6 protein-coding genes are annotated in these 6533 nt (G+C 74.1%); 1 reads left to right on the top strand and 5 read right to left on the bottom strand.

Annotation, left to right across the window (positions count from 1 at the left end):
• Positions 1 to 34: 34 nt before the first annotated feature.
• From ACFV0G_RS32350 to ACFV0G_RS32330, 5 genes are all read right to left on the bottom strand, one after another.
• A complete protein-coding gene (locus ACFV0G_RS32350) occupies positions 35 to 1558 on the bottom strand; it encodes a sensor histidine kinase (RefSeq protein ID WP_380555711.1) in 1524 nt (507 codons plus the stop codon).
• Positions 1555 to 2328 carry a response regulator transcription factor gene (locus ACFV0G_RS32345; protein WP_380555709.1) on the bottom strand — a complete coding sequence of 258 codons (774 nt, stop codon included), beginning with the start codon at positions 2326 to 2328 and terminating at the stop codon, positions 1555 to 1557. The genes ACFV0G_RS32350 and ACFV0G_RS32345 overlap by 4 nt, the downstream gene beginning before the upstream one ends.
• A 59-nt stretch (positions 2329 to 2387) precedes the next feature.
• Entirely contained in the window at positions 2388 to 3479 is a 1092-nt protein-coding gene (locus ACFV0G_RS32340) for a S1C family serine protease (protein ID WP_380555707.1), read from the bottom strand.
• A gap of 89 nt (positions 3480 to 3568) precedes the next feature.
• Positions 3569 to 4621, bottom strand: coding sequence for a LacI family DNA-binding transcriptional regulator (locus tag ACFV0G_RS32335; protein WP_380555705.1), 1053 nt, complete (start codon positions 4619 to 4621; stop codon positions 3569 to 3571).
• A gap of 148 nt (positions 4622 to 4769) precedes the next feature.
• Positions 4770 to 5507 (bottom strand): response regulator transcription factor, encoded by a 738-nt coding sequence (locus tag ACFV0G_RS32330; protein WP_380555703.1) that lies wholly within the window; start codon positions 5505 to 5507, stop codon positions 4770 to 4772.
• A 668-nt stretch (positions 5508 to 6175) separates the two neighbouring features.
• Between ACFV0G_RS32330 and ACFV0G_RS32325 the strand changes: the two genes are divergently transcribed.
• Positions 6176 to 6490, top strand: coding sequence for a MoaD/ThiS family protein (locus ACFV0G_RS32325; protein WP_380555701.1), 315 nt, complete (start codon positions 6176 to 6178; stop codon positions 6488 to 6490).
• Positions 6491 to 6533 lie beyond the last annotated feature (43 nt).

Here is a 6533-nt window from a genome sequence, read left to right as displayed (position 1 = left end):
GCACCAGCACGGTGCCCGCCCCCGGCCGCCGCCGTCACTGCGGAGGGTCCGGCTGGCCCGGCAGCAGGACGGTCGCCAGCGCCCCCGGCCCGCCGTCGTTCGCCGGCCCCAGCGACACCTCGCCGCCGGTGTCCCGGACGGTCTGCGCCACGATCGACAGCCCCAGCCCGCTGCCCGGCAGCTGCCGCGAGGACGGCGAGCGCCAGAACCGGTCGAAGACGTACGGCAGCTCGTCCTGCGGGATGCCCGGGCCGTGGTCCCGGACGGTCAGCCGGCCGCCCGCCAGCGCCACGTCCACCGAGCCGCCGGGCGGGCTGTACTTCACCGCGTTGTCCAGCAGGTTGATCACCGCCCGCTCCAGGGCGGCGGCGTCCCCGTGCACGTACCAGGGGTCGATCGCCACGTCGAACACCAGGCCGGGGCCGCGCAGCCGGGCCCGCTCCACCGCGCGGTCGGCGATCTCGTGCAGCGCCACCACGGAGAGCTTCTGCCCCGGCTTCGGGGAGTCCGGGCGGGACAGCTCCAGCAGGTCGCCGATGAGCAGGGTGAGCTCCTGCATCTGCGCCTTCATGTTCCCGAGCAGCTTCGTCCGGGTCGCCGGCGGCAGCGGCCGGCCGGTGTCGTCGCTGCGGATCAGCAGGTCCACGTTGGTGCGCAGCGAGGTCAGCGGGGTGCGCAGCTCGTGCCCGGCGTCGGCGATCAGCCGGGTCTGCCGCTCGCGGGAGTTCAGCAGCGCGGTCGACATCGAGTTGAACGAGGTGGAGAGCCGGGCGATCTCGTCGTGCCCGTGCACCGGGATGGTGGTGCCGACCTCCTCGGTCCGGGCGATGTGCTCGACGGCGTCGGTCAGCTGGTCGACCGGCCGCAGCGCCGAGCGGGCCACGATCCGGCCGGTGAACCCGGCGCCGACCACGCCGAGCGCGGCGACCCCGAGCAGGGTGAAGGCGAGCTCGCGGAGCGAGTCCTGGGTGTCCTTCAGCGAGGTGGCGGTGAGCAGCACGTAGTCGCCGGTGGTGTCCTGCTGGGTGGCCGGGTCGTGGACGGTCAGCGTCACGCTGCTGACCCGGACCATCGCCGGATCGCCGCCCTTGCTGTAGGTGCCCAGTCGGAAGGTCGGCTTGTTGGGCGGCTGGCCCAGCACCCGGTAGTCGGACTGCTCGACCACGATGCCCTTGGCGGTGGTGGAGAGCGGGGTGCAGATCGTGCCGCTGGACGACAGCAGCTGGCTGGCCCACGGCGTCCGGCTGCCGAACGGGGGCAGGTTCGGCTGGGCGGCCTCCACCTCGGCGGCCTGCTTGGCCGCGCTCTCGGCGGCCGCCTGCGGCGAGGTGCCGCACGCGACGAGCTGCTGGCGGTGGTCCCCCGGCCCGGCGCTGACGGACGGCGCGTTGCGCAGGCTGTCCTGGGCCTGCTGGTAGAGCCGGTTCTTGACGACGAACCAGCACGCGACGGCGGCGAGCGCGATCGCGACGGCGACCGCCGCGGCGGTGAGCATGGCCAGCCTGCTCCGCAGCGAGCGCGCGCGGAACCACCCCGTCAGCCGGCCGAACGCCTTCACGCCGCCGCGCCGCTGGCCGTCCGCAGCGCGTAGCCCACGCCGCGGACGGTCTGGATGAGTCGCGGCATGCCGCCCTGCTCGGTCTTGCGGCGCAGGTACATCACGTACACGTCGAGGGAGTTGGAGGACGGCTCGAAGTCGAAGCCCCAGACCGCCTTGAGGATCTGCTCGCGGGTCAGCACCTGCCGCGGGTGGCCGAGGAACATCTCCAGCAGCATGAACTCGGTGCGGGTCAGCTCGATCGGCCGGCCGTCCCGGGTGACCTCGCGGGTGGCGGTGTTCATCCGCAGGTCGGCGAAGGAGAGCACCTCGCTGTCGTCCTCGACGGCGGCCGCGCGGGCGGCGGCCTCGGAGGCGAGGGCGCTGCGGCGCAGCAGGGCGCGGACCCGGGCGAGCAGCTCGTCCAGCTCGAAGGGCTTGGCGAGGTAGTCGTCGGCGCCCACGTCGAGACCGGTGACGCGGTCGCCGACGGCGTCCCGGGCGGTGAGCATGAGGACGGGCGCGGTGTCGCCGCGCGAGCGCATCCGGCGGACGGCGGTCAGGCCGTCCATGCGCGGCATCATGATGTCCAGCAGCACCAGGTCGGGCCGGTTGCGCTCGACGGCCTCCAGGGCCTCGAAGCCGTCGGTGGCGGTGGTGACCTCGTAGCCCTCGAAGGCGAGGCTGCTCTCCAGGGCGTCCCGCAGGGCGGGCTCGTCGTCGACCACGAGGAGCCGGGCCGGGATGCCGGTGGGCTCGGCGGCGGTGCGGTCGTCGGCGGGGGGAGTCATGGGCGCTGGCCCTTTCTGAGTCCGTGGCGGTGCTGCCATTGTCCTGCGGGAGGGGCGGGTTACAGCGTCTGACCGGCCTGCATCTTGGCGAGGACCTGCTTCACGCTGTCGATCGGGATGGCGAAGCCCAAGCCGACGCTGCCGGCGCTGCTGGAGTCGGCGGTGGAGTTGGAGCCGCTGGCGGAGTACATCGCCGAGTTGATGCCGATGACCTGGCCCGAGGCGTTGATCAGCGGGCCGCCGGAGTTGCCGGGGTTGAGCGCCGCGTCGGTCTGCAGGGCCTGGTAGGTGGCGGTGTCGCCGCCGGAGGAAGAGGAGGAGCCGCCGCGCATGCCGGGCAGCTGCGGGAAGCCGAAGCCGCCGTTGCCGCGCGTGGTGCCCTCGTCGACCTGCACGGTGACCTTGCGGTTCTCCGCGCTGATGATGCCGGAGGTGACGGTGCCGGTGAGGCCCTCCGGGTTGCCGATGGCGACCACCGGGTCGCCGATCCGCACGGACGAGGAGTCGCCGAGCACGGCCGGGGTCAGCCCGCTGACGCCGGAGGCGGTGATGACGGCGACGTCCAGGGACTTGTCCGTGCCGGTGACGGTGGCGTCGGCGGTGCGGCCGTTCGCGAAGGTCACGGTGGTCTGCCCGCCGTCGGTGACCGCGCCGGAGATGACGTGGAAGTTGGTGAGGATCTGGCCGTTCGCGGTGAGCACGACGCCGGTGCCGGTCGCGGTGGCGTCGGCGGTCTTCACGGTGATCTGGACGGTGCTCGGCGAGACCGCGGCGGCGATCGCGGAGACGTCCGCGCTGCCGTCGGACTTGGCGGAGACCGGGCTGACCAGGGTGCTCGCGGTCGTCCGGGAGTCGTTGCGGGACTCGGCGAGCGCACCGCCGGCCACCCCGCCCATCAGCGCGGCGACCGCGGCCACCGCGGTGACCAGGGCCATCCGGCCGCGCAGGTAGCCGCGCCGGGCGTGGCTGCCGCGCGGGGCGGCGCCGGGCTGCTCGGGCGGTGTCGCCTCGGGCGGTGCCGGCGGTTCTGGCGTGCCGTGGCCGGTTTCGGCCCAGCCGGGGGCGGGGCTCGCCGGCGAGGGCTGCGCGGGCTGCGCGACGCCCTCCGGGAGGGGCCGGTACGGGTCGTCGCTGCTGTAGTGGTCGCTCATGCCGACCACGGTCCGCCCGGTGGATGAAGATCTGATGAGAGCGGGGTCAGAAGGGCCCGAGAAGCCTGTTGACTTCTCATAAAGCCTGGTCAGGCGGTGGGCGCCGGCCTGGGCTCGCCGCAGCCGCAGGAACGCCGGACGACCAGGCGCGATTCGAATTTCCGCACCCGCTCGGTGTCGGATCCGGGCACCATCAGCGAGTCGTCGAGGACGAGGTCGACCGCGGCGCGGGCCATCGCGTCCCGGTCGGAGGCGACGGTGGTGAGCGGCGGGTCGGCCAGCGCCGCCTCGGGCACGTCGTCGAAGCCGGCGACCGCGAGGTCTTCGGGGACCCGCAGGCCGACCTCGCGGGCGGCCCGCAGGACGCCGATCGCCTGGTCGTCGGTGGAGCAGAAGATCGCGGGCGGGCGGTTCGGCGAGCGCAGCAGCTCGACCGCCACCTCGTACGCGCCGTAGCGGTGGAACGGGGCGTCGACGAGGTGCTGCTCGGTGGGCAGGCCGTGTGCGGACATGGCGCGCTGCCAGCCCTCCACGTGGTCGATCACCGGGTCGCCGGGTGCGGGGGACTCCACCGGGCCGCCGAAGCAGACCACGTACGGGTGGCCGTGCACCTCCAGCAGGTGGCGGACGGCGAGCTCGGAGCCGCCGACGTCGTCGGTGACCACGGCGACGTCGTCGATCGCCTCGGGCCTGCGGTGCAGCAGGACGACCTTGGCGCCCTCCATGGCGGCGAACTCCTCGGCGGCCCGCTGCGAGGGGCCCTGGCTGACCAGGATCAGCCCGGAGACCCGCATCCCGAGGAAGGCCCGGACGTAGTGGACCTCGCGGTCGTCGACGTAGTCGGAGTTGCCGATGAGGACGAGCTTGCCGCGCTCGGAGGCGGCGCGTTCGACGGCGTGCGCCATCTCGGCGAAGAACGGCTGGCGGGCGTCGGGTACCACCATGCCGATGAGGTTGGTACGGCGGGACGCCATCGCCTGGGCCACGCTGTTCGGCCGGTAGCCGAGCTGCTCGATGGCGGCGAGGACCTTCTCGCGGGTCGCCGGGGCGACCGGACGGGGTCCGTTGTTGATCACGTAGCTGACGACCGCGGTCGAGGTCCCAGCCAGTCGGGCTACATCGTCGCGCGTCACCTTGGCCACGGAGGGAGTCTACGCGGGTCGCGCCGCAGCGGTATGACGTGTCTCACCTTCCGGCCCGGTACCCCGTGCGGGTACCGCGGCGCGGACGCCGTGCGGGGGGCGCCGGGACGGCGTCGGCCGGGCCCAGACGGACCCGGCCGGCCGGTGCTCAGGCGTCCTGGACGGCGCCGGCGCGCTGCGGCTGCTCGGCGCCGGAGCGCTCGCCCTTGTCGGGCTTCTCCGGCACCACGAAGCGGTAGCCGACGTTGCGCACGGTGCCGATCAGCTGCTCGTGCTCGACGCCGAGCTTGGCGCGCAGCCGCCGGACGTGCACGTCGACCGTGCGGGTGCCGCCGAAGTAGTCGTAGCCCCAGACCTCCTGCAGCAGCTGGGCGCGGGTGAAGACCCGGCCGGGGTGCTGGGCGAGGTACTTCAGGAGCTCGAACTCCTTGAAGGTGAGGTCCAGCACCCGGCCCTTCAGCTTCGCCGAGTAGGTCGCCTCGTCGACCGAGAGGTCGCCGTTGCGGATCTCCATCGGGCTGTCGTCGGAGGTCACCTGGAGCCGGCCCATGGCGAGCCGCAGCCGGGCCTCGACCTCGGCCGGGCCCGCGGTGTCGAGCAGGACGTCGTCGATGCCCCACTCGGCGGTGACGGCGGCCAGGCCGCCCTCGGTCACGATCAGGACGAGCGGGCAGCCGATGCCGGTGGAGCGCAGCAGCTGGCAGAGGCTGCGGATCTGCGGCAGGTCGCGGCGGCCGTCGACCAGGATCACGTCGGCGCTCGGGGTGTCGACCAGTGCGGAGCCCTCGGCGGGCGCGACCCGGACGTTGTGGAGGAGCAGGCCCAGTGCGGGCAGCACCTCGGCGGACGGCTGCAGGGCGTTGGTGAGCAGGAGGAGAGAACTCATACCCGGTAGTCCCCTTTCCGGGTCGTCGCGGTCGCAGCGCGCCGGCCGGTGCCGCCGGCGGGCGCGGGTGCGGAGGAGGTGGAGGGCGTGCTCGTGGGGACGGCCGGGAGGGCTCCGGAGCATTCGTGGGCGCGCACGGCGGAAGGGGGCGTGCGACAGGAGTCCCGCAACCCCTGACGTGCCGTTCCTGCCCTGCTCATCCGCGAACCTTCCGGTCTGCTCCCGCGCCGGGCGGGGGCCCGGCACCGGTCCTGACACCCCGTCCGACGCGTGCACACCGTTGTGCCGCTGTCACGGGGTCGTTCCCGGGAGCGGTGCGGGTGGAGCACCGTTCGCAAGAACGTCCGTACTGGCGTCCTGAAAGCACAAAAGGACCCGGGGGCGACTCTGCCCGGATCCCTTACGCGTCGAGAATAGCCGACCACGCCGTGCTCCGGGAGAGGAAAGCGGCGAGGGCTGGGCCACAAAGGGCACTGCGGCCGTCCCGCAGTGTCATGCCCGTCCCGGGCCCGGCCGGCCCCGGGACGGGCGGTGCTGGCCCGCCGGGCACCCTCCGGGCCATCATGGGGGCAGCACCGGCCGCACCGTACGTGTACACCATGGCGTGGGCGGGCCGGCGGACGGAGCCGGGCCGCTGCACCGGGCGAGGACGACGAGGAGGCCTGCCGATGGGCACCAACGCCGCTGCTGCTTCACCCGCCGGAGTGGCCCCGGCCCCCGCACGGGTGACCGGCACGATCCGCTACTGGGCCGCCGCCAAGGCCGAGGCGGGCACCGCAGAGGAGCCGTACGAGGCGGCGACGCTGGCCGAGGCGCTGGCCGCGGTGGCGGAGCGCCACGCGGACCGGCCCCGGCTGCTGCAGGTGCTCGGCCACTGCTCCTTCCTGGTCGACGGCGACCCGGTGGGCACGCGGGACCGCGCCACCGTGCCGCTGACCCCGGGCGGCACCGTCGAGGTGCTGCCGCCGTTCGCCGGCGGCTGAGCCCTCCGGGCCGCCGCCGCGGGCCCGCCGGACGGCCCCGCGG

This window comes from Kitasatospora sp. NPDC059571, from assembly GCF_042735675.1.
Lineage (GTDB): Bacteria > Actinomycetota > Actinomycetes > Streptomycetales > Streptomycetaceae > Kitasatospora.
Note: the sequence above shows the minus strand (reverse complement) of the source record. Positions and strands in the feature narration are given on the sequence as shown.